26 protein-coding genes and 1 pseudogene are annotated in these 25,830 nt (G+C 67.1%); 9 read left to right on the forward strand and 18 right to left on the reverse strand.

Translation table 11 applies throughout. The features are described from left to right. Positions 1-24: 24 nt before the first annotated feature. Positions 25-423, reverse strand: coding sequence for a DUF7144 family membrane protein (locus JWS14_RS20210; protein ID WP_072943825.1), 399 nt, complete (start codon positions 421-423; stop codon positions 25-27). Positions 424-651: 228 nt separating this feature from the next. On the opposite strand from JWS14_RS20210, the gene JWS14_RS20215 reads away from it, so the two are divergent. The 5 genes and pseudogenes from JWS14_RS20215 to JWS14_RS20235 form a co-directional block, all read left to right on the forward strand. Next, a complete protein-coding gene (locus JWS14_RS20215) occupies positions 652-870 on the forward strand; it encodes a three-helix bundle dimerization domain-containing protein (RefSeq protein ID WP_072943824.1) in 219 nt (72 codons plus the stop codon). A gap of 91 nt (positions 871-961) precedes the next feature. Then, a complete protein-coding gene (locus JWS14_RS20220; protein ID WP_072943823.1) occupies positions 962-1,411 on the forward strand; it encodes a DUF6325 family protein in 450 nt (149 codons plus the stop codon). A 33-nt stretch (positions 1,412-1,444) separates the two neighbouring features. Beyond that, complete coding sequence (locus JWS14_RS20225; protein ID WP_206014174.1) at positions 1,445-1,729, forward strand: SHOCT domain-containing protein; 285 nt, start codon at positions 1,445-1,447, stop codon at positions 1,727-1,729. Positions 1,730-1,759: 30 nt separating this feature from the next. Beyond that, positions 1,760-2,137 (forward strand): SHOCT domain-containing protein, encoded by a 378-nt coding sequence (locus JWS14_RS20230; protein WP_072943820.1) that lies wholly within the window; start codon positions 1,760-1,762, stop codon positions 2,135-2,137. Positions 2,138-2,202: 65 nt separating this feature from the next. Continuing rightward, a pseudogene (locus tag JWS14_RS20235) lies at positions 2,203-2,471 on the forward strand (IS630 family transposase); the annotation flags it as partial. 32 nt (positions 2,472-2,503) lie between these two features. On the opposite strand, the gene JWS14_RS20240 reads toward JWS14_RS20235, so the two are convergent. Beyond that, positions 2,504-3,901, reverse strand: a complete 1,398-nt coding sequence (locus JWS14_RS20240; RefSeq protein ID WP_206014175.1) for a hypothetical protein — start codon at positions 3,899-3,901, stop codon at positions 2,504-2,506. A 6-nt stretch (positions 3,902-3,907) separates the two neighbouring features. Further along, entirely contained in the window at positions 3,908-4,306 is a 399-nt protein-coding gene (locus JWS14_RS20245) for a DUF7144 family membrane protein (RefSeq protein ID WP_206014176.1), read from the reverse strand. Positions 4,307-4,471: 165 nt separating this feature from the next. Here JWS14_RS20245 and JWS14_RS20250 point away from each other — a divergent pair, with 165 nt between their 5' ends. Together JWS14_RS20250 and JWS14_RS20255 are read left to right on the forward strand one after the other, a co-directional pair. After that, positions 4,472-4,879 carry a DUF7144 family membrane protein gene (locus JWS14_RS20250; protein ID WP_072943814.1) on the forward strand — a complete coding sequence of 136 codons (408 nt, stop codon included), beginning with the start codon at positions 4,472-4,474 and terminating at the stop codon, positions 4,877-4,879. A gap of 62 nt (positions 4,880-4,941) precedes the next feature. Next, positions 4,942-6,633 carry an alpha/beta hydrolase gene (locus JWS14_RS20255; RefSeq protein ID WP_206014177.1) on the forward strand — a complete coding sequence of 564 codons (1,692 nt, stop codon included), beginning with the start codon at positions 4,942-4,944 and terminating at the stop codon, positions 6,631-6,633. Between the two features lie 7 nt (positions 6,634-6,640). Here the strand turns inward: JWS14_RS20255 and JWS14_RS20260 are convergent, their stop codons facing one another. From JWS14_RS20260 to JWS14_RS20305, 10 genes are all read right to left on the reverse strand, one after another. Continuing rightward, entirely contained in the window at positions 6,641-8,221 is a 1,581-nt protein-coding gene (locus JWS14_RS20260) for an MFS transporter (protein ID WP_072943810.1), read from the reverse strand. Between the two features lie 85 nt (positions 8,222-8,306). Further along, positions 8,307-9,161: a poly(3-hydroxyalkanoate) depolymerase gene (gene phaZ / locus JWS14_RS20265; RefSeq protein ID WP_206014178.1), complete on the reverse strand. Its 855-nt coding sequence runs from the start codon at positions 9,159-9,161 to the stop codon at positions 8,307-8,309. After that, positions 9,158-9,610: a MaoC family dehydratase gene (locus JWS14_RS20270; protein WP_206014179.1), complete on the reverse strand. Its 453-nt coding sequence runs from the start codon at positions 9,608-9,610 to the stop codon at positions 9,158-9,160. The genes phaZ and JWS14_RS20270 overlap by 4 nt, the downstream gene beginning before the upstream one ends. Before the next feature lie 27 nt (positions 9,611-9,637). Beyond that, positions 9,638-11,338: a PHA/PHB synthase family protein gene (locus JWS14_RS20275; protein WP_206014180.1), complete on the reverse strand. Its 1,701-nt coding sequence runs from the start codon at positions 11,336-11,338 to the stop codon at positions 9,638-9,640. Between the two features lie 52 nt (positions 11,339-11,390). Beyond that, on the reverse strand, positions 11,391-12,962 hold the full coding sequence (locus tag JWS14_RS20280) for a long-chain-fatty-acid--CoA ligase (protein ID WP_206014181.1): 1,572 nt from the start codon (positions 12,960-12,962) through the stop codon (positions 11,391-11,393). 36 nt (positions 12,963-12,998) lie between these two features. Next, on the reverse strand, positions 12,999-13,592 hold the full coding sequence (locus JWS14_RS20285; protein ID WP_072943801.1) for an RBBP9/YdeN family alpha/beta hydrolase: 594 nt from the start codon (positions 13,590-13,592) through the stop codon (positions 12,999-13,001). Positions 13,593-13,608: 16 nt separating this feature from the next. Further along, on the reverse strand, positions 13,609-14,916 hold the full coding sequence (locus JWS14_RS20290) for an MFS transporter (protein ID WP_206014182.1): 1,308 nt from the start codon (positions 14,914-14,916) through the stop codon (positions 13,609-13,611). Positions 14,917-15,040: 124 nt separating this feature from the next. Further along, the gene (locus JWS14_RS20295; RefSeq protein ID WP_072943797.1) at positions 15,041-16,093 is read right to left on the reverse strand and encodes a beta-keto acid cleavage family enzyme; all 1,053 of its coding nucleotides are present in this window, start codon (positions 16,091-16,093) and stop codon (positions 15,041-15,043) included. Between the two features lie 51 nt (positions 16,094-16,144). Continuing rightward, positions 16,145-17,059: a TauD/TfdA dioxygenase family protein gene (locus JWS14_RS20300; protein WP_206014183.1), complete on the reverse strand. Its 915-nt coding sequence runs from the start codon at positions 17,057-17,059 to the stop codon at positions 16,145-16,147. Between the two features lie 35 nt (positions 17,060-17,094). Next, positions 17,095-18,069 carry a quinone oxidoreductase family protein gene (locus JWS14_RS20305; RefSeq protein ID WP_095865500.1) on the reverse strand — a complete coding sequence of 325 codons (975 nt, stop codon included), beginning with the start codon at positions 18,067-18,069 and terminating at the stop codon, positions 17,095-17,097. A 220-nt stretch (positions 18,070-18,289) separates the two neighbouring features. Between JWS14_RS20305 and JWS14_RS20310 the strand changes: the two genes are divergently transcribed. Continuing rightward, positions 18,290-19,300, forward strand: coding sequence for an AraC family transcriptional regulator (locus JWS14_RS20310; protein WP_072943791.1), 1,011 nt, complete (start codon positions 18,290-18,292; stop codon positions 19,298-19,300). On the opposite strand, the gene JWS14_RS20315 is transcribed toward JWS14_RS20310, so the two are convergent. The 5 genes from JWS14_RS20315 to JWS14_RS20335 all read right to left on the reverse strand — a co-directional run bounded on the left by JWS14_RS20315 (position 19,290) and on the right by JWS14_RS20335 (position 24,131). Next, positions 19,290-19,679 carry a DUF7144 family membrane protein gene (locus tag JWS14_RS20315; protein WP_072943790.1) on the reverse strand — a complete coding sequence of 130 codons (390 nt, stop codon included), beginning with the start codon at positions 19,677-19,679 and terminating at the stop codon, positions 19,290-19,292. The genes JWS14_RS20310 and JWS14_RS20315 overlap by 11 nt on opposite strands. Continuing rightward, complete coding sequence (locus JWS14_RS20320; RefSeq protein WP_206014184.1) at positions 19,676-21,022, reverse strand: dipeptidase; 1,347 nt, start codon at positions 21,020-21,022, stop codon at positions 19,676-19,678. Before JWS14_RS20320 ends, JWS14_RS20315 begins: the two co-directional genes overlap by 4 nt. Before the next feature lie 3 nt (positions 21,023-21,025). Then, positions 21,026-21,472 carry a hypothetical protein gene (locus tag JWS14_RS20325; protein ID WP_072943786.1) on the reverse strand — a complete coding sequence of 149 codons (447 nt, stop codon included), beginning with the start codon at positions 21,470-21,472 and terminating at the stop codon, positions 21,026-21,028. Then, positions 21,469-22,923, reverse strand: coding sequence for a glutamate/gamma-aminobutyrate antiporter GadC (gene gadC, locus JWS14_RS20330; protein ID WP_095865502.1), 1,455 nt, complete (start codon positions 22,921-22,923; stop codon positions 21,469-21,471). Before gadC ends, JWS14_RS20325 begins: the two co-directional genes overlap by 4 nt. Positions 22,924-22,994: 71 nt before the next feature. After that, on the reverse strand, positions 22,995-24,131 hold the full coding sequence (locus JWS14_RS20335; protein WP_206014185.1) for a M24 family metallopeptidase: 1,137 nt from the start codon (positions 24,129-24,131) through the stop codon (positions 22,995-22,997). Between the two features lie 338 nt (positions 24,132-24,469). Between JWS14_RS20335 and JWS14_RS20340 the strand changes: the two genes are divergently transcribed. Further along, complete coding sequence (locus JWS14_RS20340) at positions 24,470-25,819, forward strand: APC family permease (protein WP_095865503.1); 1,350 nt, start codon at positions 24,470-24,472, stop codon at positions 25,817-25,819. Positions 25,820-25,830 lie beyond the last annotated feature (11 nt).

The following is a 25,830-nucleotide window of genomic DNA, read 5'->3' on the forward strand; positions in this document are numbered from 1 at the left end:
GGTTTCTCCCGCTTTGCCGGGTGATCAGACCTGTTCCGGCTTCCAGGTCGACACGGCCCAGATGACGACGACGTCGAGTGCGATGATGAGCAGCGACCACCACGGGTAGTACGGCAGCCACAGGAAGTTGGCGAGAATCGACACGGCCGCGACCACGATCGCCGACACCCGCGCCCAGCCCGCTCCGGTGAACAGCGCGAGGCCGACCCCCAGGATCACGATGCCCAGCACGATGTGGATCCAGCCCCACGTCGTCAGGTCCAGCTTGTAGACGTATTCGATACCGACGACGAAGACTTCGTTCTCGGCGACCGCGGCGACCCCTTGGAAGAACTGGATGATGCCGACCGTGACGAGGATGATGGCTGCCCCGATCGAGGTGCCTGCCGCGACGCCCTGTTTGACCGATGATGTCTCGGACATGACAGTCCCTTTCTCTACCGCGAGTTCTCTACCGCGAGCCGGCGGCCCGGTACCCCCATTGTCCGCCGTTCCACCCCCGCCGCAGTCGTGAAACGATATTTCCGGACGGAGTCGGATACTGGATTCATTCCAGGATCCCGCACATGCGCGGAGCGGAACCGAACCGCGTTGTTCGAGAGTTCATTTCGTGTCTTGACGGTAGCCGCCCGCCGGGATGACGATTGATCGATGACGGGGGACGACGAACTGCTTCAAGTCGAAAAGGTCATCGAGCGCCTGATCACTCGATACCCGTCGGTCTCGTCGGTCGACATCGAGCACATCGTGCGCACCGTCCACAAACGACTGGCGGAGAGCCGCGTTCGCGACTTCATCCCCCTTCTCGTCGAGAAGGCGGCTCGGCGCGACCTCGCCGCCCGTGCGACAGCGACGGAATCGGTCGGGTGACTTTGTACTCTAGCGGTTCCGCACCGGCTCATGGATACTGAGCGCAGGCCCGTGTGGCTGCCGCTGCTGTCTTCAGAAGAGAGGTCCTGCGGTGAACGACAACGATCTGGATGTACTCGGGCCCATCGACTATCTCGTCGTGGAGTTCCCCGCAGACCGGAAACCCGACGGTTCGGCACTACCACTGCTGATCGATCTCGTCGATCGGAACATCATCCGGGTACTCGACCTGATCTTCGTCCGTAAGGAACCCGACGGAGCGCTGTCCGGTATCGCGATCGAGGACCTCGGGTTCGAGGGCGGAGTGGACGTGACGCTCTTCGCCGAAGCGGCAACGGGCCTGATCGACCGCACCGACCTCGAGGAAGCCGCGGCCGTGCTCGAGCCCGGGTGTTCCGGGGCGATTCTCGTCTATGAGAATTGTTGGGCCGCACCGTTCGCCTCCGCTCTGCGGCGCGAAGGGGCCCAGCTCGTGGCATCCGGGCGCATCCCCGTCCAAGGCATTCTGGCGGCGCTCGACGCGCTCGACGCCTCCAGCTGACAGGCTGCCGAATCCAGAGCTGAGGAGCACATCATGCCAGGACTTCTGCGCGGGATCGCCCGGACCGCCGTCGTGGCGGGTACCGCGACCGCCGTCTCCAACCGGGTCTCCCGACGACAAGGGCAGCGGTGGGCGGGGAACCAGCCGGCCCCGCAGCAGCAGGCTCCGCCTCCGCCGCCTCCGCCGGCGCAACCCGCACCGCCGGCCGTTGGCACGGATCGTATTGCGGCCCTGAAACAACTCGGTGAACTCCGCACTCAGGGGGTCCTCACCGAGGAAGAATTCAACGCAGAGAAGGCCAAGATCCTGGCCTCCTGACCGCAACACCGAGTGGACGGAGCACTGAAAATGGAAGGCTTCTGGGAGTTTTTCTGGTTCATCTTCGTCTGTTTCGCCTTCGTGGCGTACCTGACCGTGCTGTTCTCGATCATCACGGATCTGTTCCGGGACCGCGACACTTCGGGGTGGGTGAAGGCGATCTGGATCTTCTTCCTGTTCTTCGTTCCGTTCCTGTCGGCGCTGATCTACCTGATCGTCAACAGCGACGGCATGGCGAAGCGGTCGATGGCTGCCGCCCAGCAAGTGAAGCAGGCGCAGGACACCTACATTCGGGATGTCGCCGGGCAGTCTCCGGCTCAGCAGATCTCGGATGCCAAGGCGCTCCTCGACTCCGGCGCGATCACCGAGGCCGAGTTCCAGTCGATCAAGGCGAAGACGCTGGCATAGCAGCGTCCGTCGCCGCGGCTGCCCGAAGCTGCGGCGGCTGCGCTGCGCCTTCACTAGTGTCCCTGTGGGCGCGGCGACGCAAGACCGCTGCAGGTTTGGCGGTACGGTCGCGCATCATCCTTGCTGCTGCCGATGGTGGATCGAATACCGAAGTGGCGCAGAGGCTGGGGTTGAACCGAGGACGATCGACGACGACAAGATCAAGGATCTGATTACCTCGACCCTCGAAACGACACCGAAGAACGCCACACACTGGTCCACACGCTCGATGGCCGAGCATTCCGATATCTCGCAATCGACGGTTTCGAGGGTGTGGCGCGCGTTCGGTTTGGCCGCGTTCGCCGAGTGCCGACGTCACTCAGTCGATCAAGGCGAAGACGCTGGCATAGCGTCCGTCGCCGCGGCGGAAGTGCGGGCCGGACGGATGAGCAACTCGATCGCCACGAGTGCCAGCAGGCCGATGATGACGATCCACAGCACGACCAGTCCGGTGGGGTAGCGCCAGAACATCAGCAGTACTGCGGCGATACCGATCACCGCGCAGCGCAACGGAATGCGGAGCTGGTAGGCCCACCGCTCCACCTCGTTCGGTGGCCGGCCGCTGCCGGACCGCCGAACGAAGTCGAGTGCCTGCCCGTAGCCGCGACGCACGGCGGTCGCCGAGGACGAGCCACCGATGAGGTAGGCGCCGAGTGCGATCACCAGGCCCAGTACCGCGACCGCGCGCAGGCTCGTCCGCAGCGGGACGAGGACCGTGTCGATGACGGCCGTCGCCGCATCGGGCGACAGGATGTCAGGTGGGACGCTGTCGAGATAGATGGCCCGTCCGATGAGAATGCCGATTGCGAGAGCGAGCATTCCGAGAGCGATCGCGAGTCCCGCAAGGGCGAGAGCGCGGAGCCTCCTGCCGGTGGGTGCGACGGCCACGGCAGCGGCGGCACAGGCGATGCCCAGCCACGGCAGGATGGCCGACGCCTTGTCGAGTGCGCGGACGGCGCGCTGCGCCTTCACGAGTTCGGGAGATTGGAAGAGCACGAATTGCTTGTCCACCGACGGGATCTTGTCGGCGAACGCGAAGCCGCGGCCGGCGAGTTCCGATTTCACGCGGTCGATGACGGTGCCGAGGGAGATGCTGACGGTGCCACTCTGGTCGACCTCCACGGAGCTGAGGCCGTAGTTTCCGGTCATCACTGCCACGAGTGCGTTGTGTGCGGCCCGGTTCGCCTGGATCCACAGGTCTTCGAACTGCTGGGATCGCACGAGCGAGCTGACGGTGTCGTGGACGAAGTTCTTGGCCTGGCTGGTGAGCACCGGTGCGAGGCCGACGACCGCCTTGTCGAGGCGCGGCGCGTTCGCGGCGAGATTCGTCATGTCGGTCAGCGCGGTGAGGGCTTCGGTGGTGAGACCCTCGACGTCGACGCGCGCGAAGATCTCGTCGGTGATCTGGTTGGTGATGTCAGCCTGCAGTGCGGGATTCGAGCCCAGCGGCGCGACCGTGCTCACGTAGCGGTCGGTGTCGAGGATCTGGCTGCGGGTGAAGCGGGCGGTGACCGACGCGACCGCGAGGACGGCGACCAGCACGAGCAGGATCGTCACCGCGGTCCAGCGCAGCCCGTTGTGGGGTGGGCGGGAAACCGGTTCGGCGGGAACACCGGCAGCTTCACCTGCCGCCTGGGCTCGCAGTGTGGTGACTTCGTCGCGCAACCGGAGTAGTTCGGCGCGTTCGTCCTTGCCGAGCGCGTCCGCGCTCGAGGCCTCGTTCATGGTCGGTCAGGCCTCGTCTGGGTTCCAGGTGGCAACCGCCCAGATCACTACCGCATTCAACGCGATGATCGTGATCGCCCACAGGGGGTAGTACGGCAGCCAGAGGAAGTTGACGAAGATCGAGACGGCGCAGAGCACCATGGCTCCGACGCGGGCCCAGGTCGCTCCGGTGAACAACGCGATGCCGACGGCGGCCACGATCACGCCGAGTACGAGATGGAACCATCCCCACGCGGTGACGTCGAATTTGTAGGTGTACTCGACGCCGACGACGATGACGTCGTCCTTGGCGATTGCGGAGATACCTTGGAGGAATTCGAGCGCGCCGACGGTGACGAGGAGAACCGCCCCGCCCATCGAGGTTCCCTTTGCCACACCTTGTTTGACCAGTGATTCCTCGGACATGACCGTTCCTCTTTCGTCAACGTACGAAATGAACTGGTATAACGAGTATCCCCCGTCGGATTGCTGCTGTCAGCGAGATTCCGGTACCGGGCGTATGTTGACCTTGCGCGACGCGGCGGCAGACAATGTCTGCATCCCACCGCATATCCGGGGAAGGGGATCGTCATGTCCGATCAATCGTTGGCCAAGCAGGGGGTCGCCGCCGCCACGTCCATGGTGGCAGCGATAGTTTTGCTCACTATCGGAATACTGCATGTGCTCTCGGGTATCTCGGCGCTGATGAAGGACGACCTGGTCGTGGCCGGGCCGGAATACGTCTACCAGTTCGACACGACGGCGTGGGGGTGGATCCACCTCGTGCTCGGCGTGATCGTCGCGCTCGTCGGCGTCATGCTGTTCACCGGTGCGACGTGGGCCCGTGTCGGCGCAATGGTGATCTGCGCGTTGTCGATACTCGCTAATTTCCTGTGGCTGCCCCACTACCCGTTGTGGTCGATCGTCATCATTCTGCTCGACGTGTTCGTGATCTGGGCCGTGGCGACGTGGCATCCGGGCTACGAGGAGAGCATTTAGGTCGTTGTTCCCAACGCGGCACGAGGGAATCGTCGCGTCCGCCCCGTCACGGAGAGGATGAGATGACCGACGAATCCGGATCGTCACGACCGCCCCAGCAGTACCGTCGCTGGCTGCCGGACCGGTATGCGTTCGGGGGACTGGTCGTTGCCGTGCTGTTCGTGTGGCTGTCGTTGACGCCGACGTTGCTGCCGCGGGGTCCGTTCTTCCAGGGATTGGTCACCGGTGTTTCGGCGGCGGTCGGCTACGCCCTCGGATTTCTGGGTTCCGTTCTGGTTCGTCATCTCGTGCGGCGGGAGCCGTCGGCGCGCGTGAAGACCTGGGTTCGGCGGGGGGCGTTGGTGATCGGGCTCGTCGGCACCGCGGCGATGCTGGTGTGGTTCGCGAATTGGCAGGATCAGCTTCGGGCACTCATGAGCGCCGCATCGTTCCCGTGGACGGGCTACGTCGTGACGGTGATCGTGGCGGTATTGATTTTCGTGCTGCTGGTTGCGATCTCCCGGTTGCTGCTGCGGGCGGTGCGGTGGGTCGAACGCAAGATCAGCCGTGTCGTGCCGCGACGGATCTCGGCGACCGTGATCGGCGTGCTGGCGGTAGCGCTGTTGTTCGCACTCCTCAACGGGGTGGCGGTCCGCGTGATCATGACCGGTCTGAACAATTCGTTCGCCGCGGTGAACCAGGAGACCAAGGCCGGTGACGAACCGCCGACGACGACGCTGCGTTCGGGCGGACCGGAATCGCTGGTCACGTGGGATTCGCTGGGAAGGCAGGGTCGGTCGTTCATCTCGCGTGGCCCGACCGTCGAGGAACTGTCCGCCTTCAACGGTGGACGGCCCGCACTGGAGCCGATCCGGACCTACGCCGGGCTCGCCAGCGGTGGCGATTCGATCCGGGAGAGCGCCCAACTGGCAGCGGACGAACTCGAACGGGCCGGCGGGTTCGATCGCGCGGTGATCGGCGTGGCGACAACCACCGGCACCGGATGGATCAACGAGAGCCTCGCCTCCTCACTCGAGTACATGTACAACGGCGACACCGCGATCGTCGGGTTGCAGTACTCGTATCTCCCCAGCTGGCTGTCGTTCCTGGTGGACAAGGAGCGGGCCCGCCAGGCGGGGGAGGCGCAATTCGACGCGGTGTACGACAAGTGGAAGCAGTTGCCACCGGAGACCCGTCCGAAACTCGTCGTGATGGGGGAGAGCCTGGGCTCCTTCGGCGGCGAGAGCGCGTTCGGCAGCGTCGACGACGTCGAGGCGCGTTCCGACGGCGTTCTGTTCACCGGACCGCCGAACGCGAACGAGATCTGGACCGACGTGACGACCAACCGGGATCCCGGCTCACCCGAATGGCTTCCGATCTACGAGCAGGGCGAGACCGTGCGCTTCGGTGCGCGGGCGCCGGAGGATCTGCCCCGCCCCGACACCCCGTGGGGGAAGCCACGGATGGTGTACCTGCAGCACGCGTCCGACCCGATCGTCTGGTGGTCGCCGGAGCTGCTGGTGAGCGAGCCCGACTGGCTGAAGGAGGAGCGCGGGTACGACGTCCTGGACAGCACGCAATGGTTCCCGTTCGTGACGTTCCTCCAAGTTGCGGCGGACATGGCGGTGTCGACGGGCGTCCCCGACGGGCACGGGCATACCTACGTCGTCGACATCGCGGATGCGTGGAGCGCGATCCTGGCGCCGGACGGCTGGACCCCGGCGGACAACGAGCGATTGCGGACCGTGCTCGCCGAGATGGGGGCGGACGGCTGACCCGTCGTCACGGTTGCGGCGGCGCGGGGTCCTGTTCTCGTCTCATGCGGAACGAGTTGAGCAGTCCGGCGAGACCGGCGAGGAGGGGTACGAGCAGCGCCACCTGCAGGGCGAGTGGCCGTGCGTCGGTGTTGATTCGGACCACCTCGTCTCGTATCTCGGGTGGCTGGCCGACGAGGAGTTGTTCGAGTTGGGTGTTGCTCATGACCTCGGCGTCGTCCTCGAGTACCTGCGCCACGTGCTGCTGGTCGGCCGGCGGGAGGACGGTGCTCGATTGCGCCATGGCGGTGAACGTGATGGACAGTGTCGCCAGCATGATGGCGCCGGCGAACGCCAGTCCGAACGACAGCCCGAACGATCCCGCTGCGGAGTTCGCGCCTGCCGCCTCGCTGACGTGCTCCTCCGAGATCGGGGCGAGCGTGTAGTTGTTGAGTTGGGATACCAGCAAACCCAGCCCCGAGCCCGCGATTGCCAGCGGGAGCAGCAATGCCCAGCCGAACTCGGCCCGCGGCACGATCGGGATCAGTATTGCGACGCCGATCGTGACGAGGACGAATCCCCAGCGGATGATGCTGCTCGGACTGCGATCTCCCGCCTTCTTGCCCGCCAGCAGCGCCACGCCGAACATGCTGAGCGAGAGGGGGGCGAGTGACAGTCCCGCCTGCATCGCGTTGTACTCGAGCACCATCTGGAGGTAGATCGGAAGGGCGATCATCGTGCCGCCCAACGCTATCTGCTGGAGCATCTGCTGTGAGATTCCCAGTCGGAACACTGTGGAGCGGAACAGATCGGGGTCCAGCAGCGGCGGTTCCCCGCGACGCTTCCGGCGGACGAGCCAGTACCCCAGTCCGGCCAGCGCCAGCGCACCCACGACCAGCAGGGCGGCCACCGCTTCGCCGCCTTCCTGCCACACGAGGATTCCCAGCACGATGCCGCCCATCCCGAGGACGGAGAGGCCCGCACCCACCGGGTCGATTCCCCGGGGCCCGGTGTACGGCACGTCGCGGACGAGTCGGATCCCGGACAGCACGATCGCGATGATGACGACCTCGAGCACGAATGCGACGCGCCACGACAGGAAGGTGGTGATGAAACCTCCGAGGAGCGGTCCGACTGCGGCGGCGATCGCCGCCGCCGCGCCGACCAGCGCGTAGACCTTCTTCTGCGCAGCACCTTCGAAGTTGCCGTGGATCAGGGACTGCATGGCGGGCAACAGCAGTGACGCACCGATTCCGCCGAGGATCGCCCAGAACACGATGATCGCGGTCAGGCTCTGCGCGAGCGCCATCGCGGATGCGCCCACGGCATACCCGAGCAGACCGATCACGTACGCCCGTTTGCGTCCGATCAGGTCGCCGACCTTGCCGCCGATCAGGATGAACGCGGCCGACACCAGTGCCTCGAGTGCGATCGCCGCCTGGACGCCGCTGACGGTCGTGTCGAGGTCGCGGACCACGGCTGAGATCGACACGTTCATCAGTGAGGTGTCGACGACGAGCACGAACATCGCCATCGCCAGCAGCAGGGCGAGCAGCCGCTGCGACCCCTCCAGGTTGGTACCCGAGCTGTTGGTTCGGTCTTCGGACACGGGCGCCTCCTGTGCCGACCGGCCACTGCGGTGTCGCGCCGAGCGGTGATTCCCAGACCCGAGTCTCCCACGTGCAGGGGGCGTCCTACGTGGATTCACCCGTTTCCGGGTGTGCGAGGAACCCGGCGACGACCGGTGCGAGTCCGGATGCGTCGGTGACGATGTCGATGTGCCCGCCGGCGTGGATGTGCAACGTCGCGTGTGGCAGCAGTGCGTTCATGATGCGCGCGTTCAGGACGGGAATGATCGGGTCGTCGGTGCCCGCCACGACGAGCGTGGGCTGCCGGATCAGCGGCAGGACGGGAAGGCTCGTCCACAGGGCGCCCGCGAGGAGTTGGTGGAGATAGCCGACCCGGGAGCCGGCCTGCCGCTGCTTCCCGAAGATCCGCGCCACGTCACCGTCGCCGCCGGCGCGGCGGGCGGCGCCGCCGTACAGGTCGCCGGCGACGGCCGACGCGTAGGCGGGATCGGTGAACCGCTTCGGGGTCAGCATCTTCGAGAGCACGCGCGGATGACCCGGAATCATGAGGGCGCCGGTGCCGGTGGCGACGAGGACGAGACGACGGCAGCGCCGCGGGTGCTGCAGGGCGAACTGCTGGGCCAGCGCTCCGCCCCACGACAACCCGAGGACGTCGACGGTGCCGACCCCGATCTCGTCGAGCAACCGGCTCAGACCGCAGGCGAGGGCCGGGATTGCGTACGGAACCGGGGAGGCAGGTGAACCTCCGGTGCCCGGGACGTCGAAGCTGATGATCGTCGCGGTCGGATCCAGTGCGGCGACCAGCGGTTCGAGCACTTCCAGGCCGGCCCCGATGCCGTTGCACAGCACCAGGGGCACCCCGGTGCCGGTGCGGATCCGCACCCGGATCCGCAGCCCGCACACCGGAACGACCCTGTCCTCGAACCGGTCGCGGCTGCCGAACAGTTCGGTCACCGTCACGTGTAGAGCACCACGACGTCGGCGACGCACACCGGACGGGTTCCGCCGTCGATCTCGTAGGTCAGCCGGAACACTGCTTCGACGCCGGCCGGCTTCTTTTCGGCTGCGGTGAGAGCCACGGTGGCGCGCAGGACGGATCCGACCGGAAGCGGCGCCGGGAACCGGACCTTGTTCAGTCCGTAGTTGAGGGCGGCGTCGACGCCGTCGACGGTGAGTGCCTCCGCGAGGATGCTCGGCGCCAGCGACAGCGTCAGATAGCCGTGTGCGACGGTGCCGCCGAAGGGTCCGTCGGCGGCGCGATCCGGATCGGTGTGAATCCACTGGAAGTCGCCGGTCGCCTCCGCGAACAGGTTCACCTGGTCTTGCAGGACCTTGTAGGGGCCAGTGGTTCCGATGGTCCGGCCGACCGACTCGACGAGTTCGGCGGGATGGGTGAGATGCAGGGTCATGGTGTTCCTCTGTCGGTGACGAGCGGGTCAGGAGTGGTGCACATAGGTGCCGGGGGCGGGCGCCAGCGGCGGGTACTGCCGGGCACCGAGGCTGTGCGGTGCGTCGACGTCGGGTCCGCTGCGTTCGGCGAGCCAGTGCGCGTAATCGGTCCACCACGAGTCCGTCGCAGTCTCCGCGGTGGCGAGCCACGCGTCCGGCGTGTCGGAGGCCGGTTCGCCGAACCGGTACGACGCCCGCGGGTTGCCCGGCGGGTTCACGAGTGAGGCGATGTGTCCGTTCGACGACAGCACGAACCGGGCGTCCTTGCTGCCGAGGAGGCGAGCGCTGCGGTACGTCGACTGCCACGGGCAGAGGTGGTCGGCGGACCCGCCGACCACGTACGAATCCGCGGTCACCGTGCCGAGGTCGACGGGCGTGCCGAGCATGGTGGCGGCACCGGGGATCGTCAGCGCGTTGCGCAGGCCGAGCAGCACGAGGTCGCGGTGCAGTGCCGCCGCCATGCGGGTGGTGTCCGAGTTCCAGAACAGCACGTCGAACGCGGCCGGAGACCGGCCCTGCACGTAGTTGTTGACCCAATACCGCCAGACCAGATCGGTGGGACGCAGCCATGCGAACATCTCCGCGAGCGTGCGACCGTCGAGGAATCCCTTCGCGGCCGAGTCCCGGATCGCCGCGGCAGCGGCACGCTCGCTCATCATGGCCGACGCCGTTCCGGCGCGGGTCTGATCGAGAACGGTCACGGCCAGGGTGAGGCCGGCGATACGGTCGCCCTCGCCGATCTCGGTGAGGTGTGCGGCGACCATGGCGGCGAGAATGCCGCCCGAGCAGGTGCCGAGGACGTGCGCGCTCGTGGTTCCGGCGATGCACTGCACCGCGTCGAGAGCTTCCAGGATCGCGGCACCGTACGTGTCGGCACCCCAGTCCCGGTGCCGGGCGTGGGGGTTGCGCCAGGAGATCGCGAAGACCTGCTGTCCCTGCTGCACGAGGTGCTCGATCAGGCTGCGGCCCGGTGCGATGTCGAGGATGTAGTACTTGTTGATGACGGGCGGGACGATCAGCAGCGGTGTGGCGTGGACCGTCTCCGTCTGCGGCGCATAGTGGATCAGCTCGAACGTGCGGGTCTGGAAGACCACGGCACCCTTCGTCGCCGCCACGTGCTCCCCGACCTCGAACGCGTCGGGTTCGACCATGGCAGGCACCCGCGGACTCGACTGCATGTCGCGGAGGAAGGCCCGGACGCCGCGTACCGCACTGAGTCCGCCGGTGTCCACCATGGCCTTCCACCCGAGCGGGCTGAGGAACGGATTGTTGGTCGGCGACAGACCTTCGACCAGGTTGTCGAAGACGAACCGCATCCGTTCGTGATCGCGCCAGTCCAGGTCGGCGTCCTCGAGCAGGGCAGTGGCGGTGTGGGAGGTGGCGAGATACGCCTGCATGGCCCGCCGCAGGGCGGGATTCTGCTGCCACGCGGCATCGCCGAAACGCTTGTCCGCCTTGGCGGGAGCCCGGTCGGACGTGCCGGCGACGATCGCACCGAGTTCACGGACGAGGGCGCCGCCGCGCAGGGCGACCGTGCGGGGCCTGCCGGCGAGGCTGATGCCGAACCGGCTCCAGGAGCTGTCGGGGAGCATGCGGGCGGCGACGCCGCGGGTTCCGCGGGTGAGGAGGAGGTCGAGGGGAGCGGTCAGCTCGTCGGGGGTCGTCGGAGTGGGGGACGACGTACTCATGGGCGGAGCTTTCGATGGAAGTGTGCTCTGAGATGTCAGAGTGCGGAGTGAGTCAGAGCGCGGCCGGCGTGCGGCCGAGTTCGCGTTTGAGGATCTTGCCGGTGGCGGTCATCGGCAGGGAGTCGACGAATTCGACGGTGCGAGGGTATTTGTAGCTCGCCATCTGCTGCTTGGACCAGGCGATCAGCTCGCCGGGGGTGATCTGTGCGCCCGGTTCGAGGATGACGTAGGCCTTGACCTCCTCGCCGTGGCTGTCGTCGGGGACACCGACGACGGCGGCGAGGGAGACGGCGTCGTGCCCGATGAGGACGTCCTCGATCTCGCGGGGATAGACGTTGAAACCGCCGCGCACGATGAGGTCCTTGGCGCGGTCGACGATGTAGTAGAAGCCGTCCTCGTCGACCCGCGCGAGGTCGCCGGTGCGGAACCAGCCGTCGCGCAGCACTTCCGCGGTGGCCTCGGGGCGGTTGTAGTAGCCCTTCATGATGTTGTGACCGCGCAGCGCGATCTCACCGATCTGATCGGTCCCGGTGACGGTGTTCCACTCCTTGTCGACGAGACGCGCCTGGATGCCCCAGACGGGAACGCCGATCGATCCGGGCCGGGGTTCGAGAGCGGGATCGCTGAACGTCGCGAGTGGCGACGTCTCGGACAGCCCGTAGCCCTCGAGGATCTGCACCCCGAACCGGTCGGCGAACCGGGTGAGGATCTCCACCGGCAGCGCGGCGCCGCCGGAGATGGCACGGCGCATGTTCCGGGCGATGCGGTCGATGTCGACGGGATGTTCGTCGAGGGCGCCGAGCAGACCCCAGTACATGGTGGGCACACCCGCGAAGACGGTGATGTCCTCCCGTTCGATGAGGTCGAGTGCGGCCCGGGCCTCGAACCGGGGCAGCAGCACGAGGGTCGCGCCCACCGAGATGCCTGCGTTGAGGGTGACGGTCTGGCCGAAGGAGTGGAACAGCGGCAGCGTCACCAGATACCGGTCGTGGGTCGAGGGTGTGCTGTCGAACAGCCGGTTGGCGGTCAGCGCGTTCAGCGCCATGTTGGCGTGGGTGAGTTCGGCGCCCTTGGGTTTTCCGGTGGTGCCGCTCGTGTACAGGATGACGGCGGTGTCCCCGGGTTCGCGGACCACGGCGTCGAAGTTGCTGTCGTGCCGCGCGAGGGCGTCGGCGAGCGTCCCGACGCCGTCGATCATGGCGGGGGCGGCCGGGTCGGTGGTGATGCGGAACAGGGCGCGGCAGCGGGGACTCTGCGCGAAGCCGGACAGTCCGTACTCGCCCATCGGCAGTTCGGGGGTGCCCTCGTAGCAGAAGTAGGCCTTGGCATCGGAATCGTCGAGGTGATACGCGATCTCACGATCCTTGAGCAGAACGTTGAGCGGCACGACCACCGCGCCCGCCTTGAGGATGCCGTAGTAGACGACGGGGAACTGCGGAATGTTGGGGCACGACAGCGCGATCGTGTCGCCGGGTTCGATGCCCGCCGACACCAGCAGGTTCGCGACCCGGTTCGACTGGGCGTCGAGGTCGGCGTAGGTCATCCGCTGGTCACCGAGCACCAGGGCGACGCGGTCGGGGAATCGGCGGGCCGAGTCTTCGAGAAGTACGGAGAGGTTGAGCACGGTGAACTTTCTCGTCGGGGGAACAGTGCCGTCGCGCTACGCGAACGACGCGGCGGTGGCGGCGGTCGAGTTGATCAGCTCGCGGAGCAGCTCTTCGGCGTACGGCCAGTACCCGTAGCCGGCGGCCGGGTTGAGGTGACCGACGGCGCCGAGGTCGACGAGCTTGCTGCCCCACGATTCGGCCATCCCGGCGACCCGACGGAACCGGGCCAGCGGGTCGTCGGTGCTCGCCGCCACGATGCTGGGGAACGGGAGCCGGCGCCGGGGGACGGGGTTCCAGCCGTTCGCGTCGAGGTCCCCGCGTGCGGGGTAGCCCGCGGGCAGCGGCTCCTCGAAGTCCGGTGGGGTGGCCAGCAGGGCGCCCTGAACGGGACGGGACGCCTGCTGGGCCCAGTGCACCGTGATCGCCACGCCCGCGCTGTGCGCGACGAGCACCACCGGACCGTCGATGTCGGTGAGAACGGTGTCGAGGGCGGCGATCCGCGCGGCGAGACTGAGCTTGTCCCGCTCGAGCGGCGGCACCGTCCGCACGTTGTCGAGTCGCTCGGCGAGCAACGTCTGCCAGTGGTCGGCGACGTGATCGCGCAGTCCGGGCACGATCACCACGGTCGGTTCGGTGGAGGTGGTCACGGTCGGCTCCAGTTTCCTAAGAGATGGCGGTAAGGGCGGCGAGCTTGCGGCGTCCGGCCGGGTAGGCACGTTTGCCGAGAATCAGGGCGACGATCGCGACGACGTAGATCAGGGGCGCGATCTGCAGGGCGGTGACGAGGCCGAAGCGGTCGGCGAGCAGTCCGACGACGAACGGGCCGAGTGCCAGTCCGAGAAGGTTGTTGGCGAGTGTGAGGGTGCCGAAGGCCGAGGCACGCACCGAGGAGTGGGTGAGGTTCGCGACCATCGCGGCGATCGGACCGGACGAGCCGGCGGAGAAGAAGGCGCCGATGCCGATCAGGATCAGCTGGGTGGAACCGGACGGCATCTGGAAACCGGCTCCGAGGAACACGAGCGAGAGCACGCCGTACACGACGGCCGTGGTCCATTTCTTGGTGGGATCGTCCCGGCTCACACGGTCGGTGATGATGCCGCACACCACCATGCCGCTGCCGACGGCGAGGACGAAGATCGACGCCATTGCGCCGGCCTTGTCGGGGGCGAGGCCGTACGACCGGTTGAAGAAGCTCGGCAGCCACGCCAGCAGGACGCCCGCGGTGAACATCTGCAGACCGCCACCGATGTACGCCAGCACGACGGCGGGTGTGGAGAAGAGGCTCGAGAGCGGTGCCCGGAAACCGGTGGGTGTGTCGGCGGGGTCGTCGAGGACGGCGGCGTCCGTCAGTTTCCGTTCGGATACGAGGGCACGGAACAGGGCGACGAGGATGAGGCCGAAGACGGCCATCGCGGCGAACGACCAGCGCCAGCCGAGGTTGACGGCGATGACGCCGCCGAGGGCGACACCGATCACGGAACCGAACGATCCGCCGCCCATGAAGGCGCCGCTGAGCGCGGAGTGCACGCGCGGGGCGAACACGCTGAGCACCACTGCGATGCCGACACTGCCGTAGGCGGCTTCGCCGACACCGACGAGGAATCTGGCGCCGAGCATCTGCTCGTAGTTGGTGGCGAGCGCACACAGCAGCGTGGCGGCGCTCCACAGGACGGCCATGAGAAGCAGGCTCTTGACCCGGCCCCACCGGTCGGCCAGTAGCGACAGCGGGAGGGTCAGCAGGCCGACCATGAGTGCGACGATGCTGCTGAGCGACGCCAGCTGTGAATCGGACAGCGCCCATTCGGTTTTGAGGAGCGGGAAGACGGCGCTGAGAACCTGCCGGGACATGTAGTCCGACAGCAGCAGTCCGAAGGTGAGCGCGAAGACGATCCAGGGGTATACCCGCGACCGCCGGGCCGGCGCAGCGGTCGCGCCGATAGTGTCCGGGGCGGTGGTGGTGTTCGGTCCCATGAGGCCTCCTATGGCCGACAGGATTGGTAAAGGGTGTGGGGAGGGAGCCGGGCGTGCTCGGCAGGAGCAGCGAATTCTCCGGCTCCCTCCCCGTTCGTGACGAAATCCCCTCAGGTGCGGGAACTCAGGCGTGCTGGGTGAAGCCGACCTGGCCGGGACGGCGGTTCGGGGCGTAACCGAGCTTGGCGAGGGTCTCGTCGGCGTCGGCGTAGGTCTGACCGATCCGGTAGATGTCGCGGGCCTCCTTACCGGTGGCCACCTCCCGGCCCAGCTCCCCGGCCACCCGGACCAACTGCTCGACCTGCGCGACCGACGTCATCTTCTCGCCCTTGCGACCCCAGATCGTGTCCTCGTTGCCGCACCGCGGATGCAGACCCATCGCGATCGCCATCGCGTTGACCGGCAGCACACTGCGCATCAACGTCTCGAGGGTCAGGCACGCACCGTCCGGCACCCGCTGCACGAAATTCATGATGTTGTACGGGTTCGGGCCGTCGAAGCCGCCACCGATACCGACCCAGGTCAAATTCAGCGGACCGGTGTACACCCCACGACGGATCAACCGCTCCACCGTCTCGAGCTGCGGGATGCTCGACAGCTGGAAATGCGGCTGGATCCCGGCCGCCTGCAGACGACGCAGATGCTCCTCCACCCACGCCGGACCGGCCGGGACCGTCATCTCCCGGTACGCCTCGGCCAGCTCGGGCCGCTGCATCGAGGTGCCCGCGATGTCGTCGGCGGTCATCAACTCCATGATGTTCATCTGCGAGGTGTTGATCGCGATCGTCACCTGATCCGGTGCCGGATCGAGGTCGGCGAGCATGTGCCGGGTGTCGTCGGAGAGCCACTTCGCGTCCGCGCCCTCACCCTCGGGGGCGAACGAGATGGAACCGCCGACCTGCAGGATCATCTCCGGCACCGCCTGCCGCAGTCCGGCGAGCAGTTCGTTGAACTTCGACAGCCGCTTGGAGCCCTTGCCGTCGAGTTCACGGACGTGGATGTGCAGCACGGTGGCGCCGGCCTCGTAGCAGTCCACCGCCTTCTGCACGTGCTCGTCCATCGTCAGCGGCAGGTCCTCGCGGAAGTCGTCCGGCTCCCACTCCGGACCGTACGGGGCACACGTGATGACCAGCTTCTCCTGGTTTTCGGGGAAGAGGGCGTCGTCGTGGAAATGCATGGGTGTTCTCCGTTTCGAAATCGGAATTGATGACTAGGGGAAGTGAGAAATTCAGAAGGGCCGGTCGCCGACGATTCCGGCGCGTTCCATCTTGCGGACGGCGGGCCAGTAGTCCTGGACGGCGTAGTGCTGTGTGGACCGGTTGTCCCAGATCGCAACACTGTTCGGGGTCCACCGCCACCGCACCTGGTACTCGGGGATCGAGGCCTGGCTGATCAGGTAGTTGAGCAGGTTGCTGCTGCCGGGCGCGTAGTCGATGCCGTACCGGATGTTGTCCGGGGTGTGGTAATTGACGAAGTGGGTTGCGAAGGAATTGACGAACAGGATCTTTTCGCCGGTGTCCGGGTGCGTGCGCACCACGGGGTGCTCGGCGTCGGGGAAGCGATCGTGCAGGGCGTGCCGCTGCTCCAGCGTCTGGGCCGCGCCGAACGAGGCCTCGATGCTGTGCCGGGCGCGCAGTCCGTCGATCTGCTCCTTCACCCGGTCGGGGAGTTTCTCGTAGGCCAGGGCCATGTTCACCCAGATGGTGTCGCCACCGACCGGCGGCGTCTCGACGGCCCGGAGCACACACCCCATGGGCGGGTTGTCACGCCAGGTGGCGTCGCAGTGGAAGGCGTTCTCGTAGTGCTCGGCCGGGCTGTCGAGGTCCTTGTAGATCCGCACCAGCCCGGGATACTCGGGGTCGCTGCCCGCGACGGGATGATCCTCGAGCGGGCCGAAGCGCTCGGCGAGCGCCACGTGCTCCGCCCGGCTCATGTCCTGGTCGCGGAAGAACAGAACCTTGTACTCGAGCAGCAGTTCCCGGAGTTCGGCGAACAGGGCGTCGTCGCGAGAGACGTCGCCGAGGTTCACGTCGAACAACTCGGCGCCGAGAGAGCAGGTCATCGGTGTCAGCCGGAACGAACCGGAGGGGGAGAGGATCGCGTGCCGCTCGGGCGAATACGTCAGTTGCGCGGTGTCGTTCATGATGGTGTCTCCGTCGTGGTGAAGGGTGGCCAGGCTCAGAGCCGGAACACCGAGGAGCCGATGCTGGTGCCGGATTCGAGGTCGCGGTGCGCCTGGACGGCGTCCTCGAGTCCGTAGCTCTGGTTGATCTCGATGCGGATCCGGCCCGCCTCGACGTGGCCGAACAGTTCACCGGCGAGTTCGGCGCGCTCCGCCGGGTCCGCGATGTAGTCGGCGAGCGCGGGCCGGGTGACGAACAGCGAACCCTTGACGGCCAACTGCATCGCGTTGATCGGCGGAATCGGTCCCGACGCCGTGCCGAAGCACACGAGCAGTCCCCGCCGGGACAGGCAGTCGAGCGAAGTCTCGAAGGTGGACTGGCCGATGCTGTCGTAGACGACGGGAACGCCGGCGCCGTCGGTGATCTCGCGGACCCGCTCGGCGACGTTCTCGCGGGTGTAGACGATCACGTGCTCGCAGCCGTGGGCGCGGGCGATCGCGGCCTTCTCGTCGGTGGAGACCGTGCCGATCACGTTGACGCCCAGCAGCTTCGCCCACTGGGTGAAGATGAGTCCGACGCCACCGGCGGCCGCGTGGAGCAGCACGGTGTCGCCGGCCTTCAGCGGGGCGATGCGGCGCAGCAGGTAGGCCGACGTGAGCCCGCGCATCGTCATCGCGGCGGCCGTGTCGAAGCCGATCGCGGACGGCAGCGGAATGAGCGGGGCGGCAGGCATCACGCGTTCGGTGCTGTACGCGCCGAGCGGACTGCCCGTGTAGGTGACGCGGTCGCCGACCTGCACGTGGGTCACTCCGGTTCCGACCGCCTCGACCACACCGGCGCCCTCGACGCCCATGCCCGCGGGCAGTTCGGCCGGGTAGAGGCCGGTGCGGAAGTAGGTGTCGGCGAAGTTCAGGCCGACCGCCTCGTGGCGGATCCGGACCCCGTGCGGGCCGGGTTCTCCGACCTCGACGGACTCCCACTGCATGACCTCGGGTGCGCCGTGCTCGTAGAACCGAACAGCCTGTGCCACAGTATTTCTCCTCTTCGACGTGATGATCGGCGCGGTACCGCTGCGGAACTGCTCGCGGGGCGGGCCGGGGTGATCCGGTGCCGTGGGGTAGCTCTCCGCGCCGTCTCTCTGTGATGCACCTAACAGTAGGGCCGCGTCCGGTCGTATGCTTATCCTGACGGGACAGGACGCCTATCATTTCGGGACACGGCCAGGTGTCGGGAGAGGGCAGGGACGGGATATGAAACCTCTCGCGCGTTACGCATCATTGAACGGGTACGTGGAACTGTGCCGGTCGCTCGGACTCGAGCCGGCACCGCTGCTGCGCGCCGCCGGCCTCGACCCGTCCGGGCTCGGTCTGCAGGACCGCTGGATACCCGCCGCAGCGATCGCGCGACTGCTCGAGCAGTCGGCGGACAGATCCGGATACGCGGATTTCGGGGTTCGCCTCGCCGAACGCAGGCAGTTCTCCAACCTCGGACCGCTCAGCCTCGTCGTCCGCGAGGAACCCGACGTCCGCAGCGCCCTGCGTGTCCTCACCCGCTACGACCACACGTACAACGAAGCGTTGCGGACCCGGATGTCGGAGCGCGGCGGGCTGGTGACTCTGCGAATCGAACTCGATGTGGGGGAGGCCACCGACATCCGGCAGTCGGTGGAACTGGCGGTGGGGGTGCTGCACCGGCTCCTGCGGGGCTTCCTCGGCGGCGGCTGGAAACCGCTCGCCGTCTGCTTCCCGCACCCGGCCCCGGCCGACGCCGCGACGCACCGCCGGTTGTTCGGGCCTGCGATGAAGTTCGACCACGAGTTCGCGGGCATCGTCCTCGAGGCCGGCGACCTGAACGCGCCGAACAAGATGTCCGATCCGCTGCTCCGCCCCTATACCCAGCAACTGCTCGAATCGTGGGAGCCGTCGGACGACGTGACGATCGTGAGCCGGGTCCGCGAGTTGATCGAACTGCTGCTTCCCACCGGCCGCTGTTCCGTCGAGCAGGTGGCCCGCAGCCTGGGGGTCGACCGGAGAACCGTGCACCGCCGTCTCGCCGAGAGTGGAGAGTCGTTCTCCACCGTCCTCGACGGCACCCGCACCGAACTCGCCGAACGGATGGTCGCGAATCCGCGGCTGAACCTCACCGAGATCGCGGACATGCTGGCGTTCTCGGCGCCGAGCAACTTCTCACGGTGGTTCCGCGGCCGGTTCGGGGTCAGCCCGAGCAGATGGCGAGCCGAGCACGCGGACGTCAGACCCTAGTGGGATGCCAGGCCGCCACAGCCCAGATCACGACCGCGTCGAGCGCGATGAGGGTGATCGCCCACATCGGGTAGTACGGCAGCCACAGGAAGTTGACGACGATCGACAGACCGCAGATCACGAAGGCGGCGCCGCGGGCCCACGTCACCCCGGCGAGCAGAGCGACACCCGCCGCGGCGACCAGCGCCCCGAGCACGATGTGGGTCCACCCCCACGAGGTGACGTCGAATTCGTACGTGTATCCGGCCTCGACGACGAGCACCTCGTCCTTGGACACGGCGGAGAGGCCCTGCAGGATCTCGAGCACCCCGACGGTGACGAGGAGGACCGCCGCGCCCAGTTGCGGTGAGGTGCGGGCCGGACCCGCCGCGGACGTCATGAGCGGATACTCGCGTAGTTCTGCAGGAACCGGGCTTCGACCAGCGACATCGCCGCGATCTCCGAGGGGTCGACACTTTCGTTGGGGGCATGGATCAGTGCCCGGGGTTCCTCGACGCCCATCAAGATGATCTCGGCGTCCGGGTACGTGTCGGCGAGGACGTTGCACAGCGGAATGGAGCCGCCCTGTCCCAGCATGACCATGGGCCGGCCGTAGGCCTCCTCCATGGCCGAACCGAGGGCCCGGTAGGCAGGTCCGTCGGTGCGGGTCCGGTACGGCGCCCCCGAGGCCTCGACCTCGACGTCGACGGCCACCCCCCACGGCGCCGCGGAGTGCAGATGGTTGATCAGCGCTCGCTGTGCCTGCGCGGGTTCGAGCCCGGGCGGTATCCGCAGGTTCAGGCGGGCGCGTGCCCGCGGTGCGATCGCGGCCGCCGATCCGACCACCGGCGGGCAGTCGATGCCGAGGACGGTCAGCGCCGGACGCGCCCAGAGCATGTCGGAGACGGTGCCGTCGCCGAGAAACGATTCGGTGTCGAGCATTCCGGCGTCGGTGCGGAACTGTTCCGGCGGGTAGAGTTCTCCGGTCCAGGTCTGGGTGTTGTCCACACCGTTGACGGTGGTGTTGCCCTTGGCGTCTCGCAGCGTTGCCAGCATCGCGATCAACGCGGCGAGGGCGTCCGGGGCGGCGCCACCGAACATGCCGGAGTGCAGATCTGAGGTGAGTGCTTCGACGGTGACGACGACGTTGACCAGTCCCCGCAGGCTGACGGTGGCGGCCGGCAGGCCCACATCGGCGTTACCGGTGTCGCACACGAGAATCGCGTCGGCGCGCAGGAGATCGGCATTTTCGCGGACGAAGCCTTCAAGACCGCCGGTGCCCTGCTCCTCCGACCCCTCGACGACGAGTTTCAGGTGCACGGGGAGTTCGGCTCCGAGGGCTCGCAGCGCCGTCAGGTGGACGAGGATGTTGCCTTTGCAGTCGGCGGTGCCGCGTCCGTACCAGCGTCCGTTCCGCTCGGTGAGCTGGAATGGTGGTGTTTCCCAGGCGGTGTCGTCGAGCGGGGGTTGGACGTCGTAGTGGGCGTAGAGCAGCACGGTGGGGGCGTGCGGGTTCGGGGAAGGGCGTGACCCGACCACGGCGTGGCTGCCGTCGGACGTTTCTTCCAGACGGGCGTCGGTGAAGCCGTGCTGCGCGAATTTCGCTCGCACCCATTCGGCCGCACGGTGGCATTCTTCGGGAGGGTACCGGCGGGGGTCGGCCACCGATTGCATGGCGACGAGTTCGGTCAGTTCTTCTCGCGCCTGCGGCATCAGGTCGCTGATGCGTTCTCTCAGGTTCATCGCTCACTCACCCGCCACGTCGCTGGTCTCGAGGTCGCCGACGAACTGCTGGAATTCGGGAAGTTTGTCGGGGCAGTAGATCTGGATGACCAACAGTTCCCCCTTCACCACCCGTTCGTCCACGACGACGGGCCGGGTTCCAGGCCCGCCTGCTCCGTTGGCCATCTGGGACAGCAGCGTGGCCCGGGCCAGGGGAGCGTTCGGGTTGGCGCAGATCGCCCCGCCGTCGTCCCCTAGCACCCCGACGATCTGGTCGTGCGACGGTGTCCGGGCACCGGCCTGGTCGAGGGCCGCGATGAGCTGATCCGCCTTGTCGTCGGCTTCCCGGTTCGACGAGACATAGGGGAAGAGGAGCAGGGCGATGATCGTGAGGATCACGATGATGAAGGTGACGAGACCGTAGATGATCATGCGGTCGCGTCGGCTCGAGGCTTCCTTCGCGGTGGTCATGACTCGCTCTCCTCGGGTTGCTTCCACGAGGGCTTCCGGGCCCTGTAGAACAGATAGGGCACGAGCAGGCCGAGGCCGAGTGCTCCCGCGGCGACGATCAGGACGTACACGCCGGCATTGCCGGAACTGAACTGCGACGGCGGGATGAAGCCGATGAGGAGAGCGGCGAGTGAGGCGGCGAACCCGACCCCGCACAATCCGACCAGCATCGGTGCCCGGTATCCACGCGGGTGGTCGGGGGCCTTGCGGCGCAGCTGAACCGCGGCGACGAACATCAGCAGGTACATGATCAGGTACACCTGCGTGGTGATCACCGAGAAGATCCAGTACGCGCTCGACACGTCGGGGATGAACGCGTAGAGCAGGGCGATCACTGTGGTGACCAGGCCCTGCGTGACCAGAATGTTCTGCTGCACGCCGTGCTTGTTGACCCGCTGCAGGAACGGCGGCAGGTAGCCTTCCTGCCGGGAGATGAGCACCAAGCCCTTGGACGGGCCGGCGAGCCAGGTCAACATGCCACCGAGCGACGCCGCCACCAGCATGATTCCGATCACCGGTGTGAGCCATTGCCAGCCGAACTCCGCGAAGACCGCGTCGAATGCCTGCATCACCCCGGCGGTCAGGGACAGCTGTTCGGCCGGTACCACCCAGCTGATCGCCAACGCGGGCAGGATGAAGATCGCCAGGACCAGGCCCATGGACAGGAACATCGCGCGAGGGAATTCCTTGCCCGGGTTCCGCAGGGACGACACGTGCACCGCATTCATCTCCATGCCGGAGTAGGAGAGGAAGTTGTTGACGATCAACACGAGGCTTGCCAGGCCGGCCCACGCAGGCAGCAGGTGGTCGGCGGTCATCGGTGCGGCGGAGGCATTGCCCTGGCCCAGGAAGACCGTTCCCAGAATCACCAGCAGTGCACCGGGCACCAGGGTGCCGATGATCAGGCCGGCGCTGGAAAGACCTGCCACACCCTTCGTTCCGCGCGAGGAGATGTAGACCCCGGACCAGTAGGTCACCATGATGACTATCGCGGTCCACACTCCGTTGCTCGCGAGGGCCGGATTGATGACGTAGGCGAGCGTGCTTGCGACGTACCCGAGCAGACTCGGATAGTAGAAGATCGTCATGGCGAACTGGCACCACACCGCCAGGAATCCCATCGGCTTGGAGATCCCGCGGGAGACCCAATTGTAGACGCCGCCTTCCCATCCCGATGCCAGCTCGGCCGACACCAGCGATGTCGGTAGCAGGAACACCAGAGCGGGGATGAGGTACAGGAACACGCACGCCAGGCCGTACACGGCCATCGTCGGCGACGGACGCAGGCTCGCCACCGAACTGGTGGTCATCAACGCCAGGGCGAGCCAGGAAATCCACGACCCCGCCGGACCGCGGGTGCGGGCCTCGGCCTGAGCGGGCGGCTGGTCGGAGGGTATGTCCGGTGCACTCATGACATCCACCTGTCCCGGAACCGGCGGTCGGCGTTCCCGGCCTCGCTGCTGCGTGTCATCCCACTGCCCTCCTAGTCGACAACCCGCAGGTCGTGGCTGGTGTTGTTCAGGCGGCGTCCGCCGTCTTCGGTGACGGTGACGATGTCTTCGATGCGGATCCCGAACCTGCCCGCGAGGTAGATGCCCGGTTCGATCGAAAAACACATGCCGGGGACGAGGAGCTGTTCCTCGCCCTCGACGATGTACGGCGGCTCGTGGGTGGTGACCCCGATCCCGTGTCCGGTGCGGTGAATGAACTGCTCGCCGAAGCCGGCGTCGCTGATCACCGACCGCGCCACCCGATCGATCTGCTGGCAGCTGATCCCGGGTCGGACGGCCTCGACGCCCGCTTGCTGCGCCCGCCGGACGATGTCGTGCACCTGCTGCACTTCGGGTGCCGGCTCGCCCACCGCGACCGTGCGGGAGGTGTCCGAGCCGTAGCCGAACATCAGGCCGCCGAAGTCCAGGACGACGGTGTCACCGCGTTCGATCTTCCGGTCACCGGCCTCGTGATGAGGATTCGCGCCGTTGGGTCCGGAGCCGACGACGGTGAAATCGACCTGCTCGTGCCCGAATCGGCGCAACAATCCGGCAAGTTCTGCCGCGACCTCGTTCTCTCGCCGACCGGCGAAACGTGTCTGCACGATCTGCTCGTACACTGCATCGGCTGCGGCGCCGGCCGCGGACAGCCGAGCCAGCTCGGCGGGGTCCTTGACGGCACGCAACATCGGCATCCCGTCGGTCAGTGCCACATACGACGAGCGCGGTAGCTGTCGCTGCAGGCCCAGCAGGTGCATCGCCCAGGCGGAGTCGGAGACGCCGTATCTACCCGTGGGGTCGAGCAGTGCGCCGGCCACCTGGTACGGATCGGTGCCGTCGGACCACTCGACGAGCGACACCGCAGCCGTCCCGTCCGCACCTTCGGCGTCGGGTCGTTCGAGCGCGGGCACCACCATGGTCGGCTGCCGATCCGGGCACAGCACCAGAATCGTGAGTCGTTCGGTGATCGCGGTCGGCCGATACGCCGTCAGCCACACCAGGTCCGGTCCCGGCGTGACGAGCAGACCGTCCAAGCCCGCGGCGACGGCGTCGTGAACGACTCGTGCCATTCGGGCGGCGTAGTCTTCGCCGGTGAACGGCGTGGGCGTCGGATGCGCGATCGATGTCATCGAGCCCTCCGGTGAGTGTGGAGATCTTCGACTGCCACCCGAAATTCGAGACAAAGAAACCGAATTCGCATTGCGAACTCGCCGCGTCCATGACCGCATGACGACGGTTGCTCAGGGCACTCCGCTCGATCGGCACCGCATCGCCACGGTCCACCTCCCACGGGCGCGTGAAGGCCCGCCAAATCGAATTGTGCGCCTGCCCGGACCGAAACCGCAGCAGAATTCCGGTAAAATTCAATTGCCATCTTGGTAACGGGGACGAGGCCGGCACAGTTCTCCAGTTGGACATCGGACTGATGCGACCGATCTCGGCCCTTCGCAGACGTGGCGGTTGCACCATGAATGACATGGACGACATGGCCCGTGAACCCCTCGACGGACGTGACTCCGGCGAGGGTGCCCCCGCGGGCGCTCAGGCCATGACCGTGCGCGGCGCCGCGTTCCTCGGCGTCGGCTCGATGGTCGGTGCCGGCATCTTCGCCCTCCTCGGGGAGGCCGGGGCCGTGGCCGGCTCCGCGGTGTGGCTGTCGTTCCTCCTTGCCGGCGTGGTGGCCACCTTGCAGGGCTATGCCGTCGCGAAGTTGGGGGCGCGCTACCCGTCCTCGGGCGGCATCGTGACATTCCTGCTCCAGGGGTACGGCCGCGGGCACATCACCGCAATCACGTCGTGGCTGCTCTACTTCGCGGCGCTCATCGTCACCGCCATGGTGGCCGTCTCGTTCGGGAGTTACGGCGCCGCACTGTTCTTCGACGATTCGGGTGCGTGGAGTCGCATACTCACCTCCGGCGTGGTCGTGCTCGTGGCGGCGATCAACATCGCGGGCACCAAGTTCATCGACCGGGTCCAGACCGCGATCGTGGTGATCCTGCTCGCGGTGTTCGCCGTCTTCGTCGTCGTCACACTCGCTCAACTCGACCCGAGCCTGCTGGCACCGTCCACGTACCCGCCGACACTGGACATCGTCGGCAGCGTGGCGCTGACCTTCTTCGCCTATCTGGGCTTCACCGTCATCAGTTTCACCGGCGGCGACCTTCCCGACCCGCGTCGCAACCTGCCTCGTGCGATGTACCTGGCCCTGGGCATCACGATCCTCCTGTACGTGCTGATCGCTCTCGGAGTCTTCGGAACCCTGACCGTGCAGGAGGTCATCGACAACGGCGATACGGCCCTCGCCGTTGCGGCCCAACCCGCTCTCGGCGACGCCGGGTTCGCGATCATGGCTCTCGCGGCGCTGCTGGCCACCTCCTCCTCGGTCAACGCCAACGTCTATGCGGCGGCCGGCTCCACCGCCAAACTAGCCGAATCCGGGACCTTTCCACCGGTGTTCGGTAGTCGAGCCTGGGTCGGGGGCACACGCGGGTTGACCATCTCGGTCGCGCTGATCCTGCTCCTGGCGAATCTGGTGGATCTCACCGCCATCGCCTCCCTCGGCAGCGCCGTGGCTCTCGCGATCTTTCTCGTGATGTCGATCGCGGCCTACCGGCTCCGCCACGAAACGGATTCCCGCGCAGGCATCCTCGTCGCCGGAATCGTACTGACCGTCGTCGTTCTCGTCGTCTTCGCCGTGCAGACGCTGCTGACCGCCCCGCAGACGTTCGTGGCGATGATCGGGATCGTGGTGCTGGCGGTTGTGCTCGAGTTGTTCTGGAGCGCGGTGCGCGCTCGCCGGGCGTCCCGCACGCGGTGAGGGGAGTGGGG

It is taken from the genome of Rhodococcus koreensis (assembly GCF_017068375.1).
Lineage (GTDB): Bacteria > Actinomycetota > Actinomycetes > Mycobacteriales > Mycobacteriaceae > Rhodococcus_F > Rhodococcus_F koreensis.